The sequence below is a fragment of the Burkholderia sp. Bp9143 genome, from assembly GCF_003853645.1.
In the GTDB taxonomy this organism is placed as follows: Bacteria; Pseudomonadota; Gammaproteobacteria; order Burkholderiales; family Burkholderiaceae; genus Burkholderia.
In genome coordinates this window covers 1-326 of record NZ_QTPO01000189.1, presented here as the reverse complement: position 1 = coordinate 326, position 326 = coordinate 1, and the positions used below count along the sequence as shown (strand labels likewise).

The following is a 326-nucleotide window of genomic DNA, read 5'->3' as shown; positions in this document are numbered from 1 at the left end:
AGGTACGCGCCGACCGACTTCGCGATCTTCGCCAGACGCTCGAAGTCGATCTTCAGCGCGAATGCCGATGCACCCGCGACGATCAGCTTCGGCTTGTGTTCGTTCGCCAGCTTCTCGGCCGCTTCGTAATCGATGTCTTCCTGCTCGTTCAGGCCGTAGCTGACGACGTTGAACCACTTGCCCGACATGTTCACCGGCGAACCGTGCGTCAGGTGGCCACCATGCGCGAGGCTCAGCCCCATGATCGTGTCGCCCGGCTTGAGCATCGCGAAGAACACGCCCTGGTTCGCCTGCGAACCCGAGTTCGGCTGCACGTTCGCGCTTTC

Annotated in this window: 1 pseudogene; it reads right to left on the bottom strand. The window is 62.3% G+C overall.

The features are described 5' to 3' along the window. Nucleotides 1–326 (bottom strand): annotated as a pseudogene (gene glyA / locus DIE23_RS39290) (serine hydroxymethyltransferase); the annotation flags it as partial.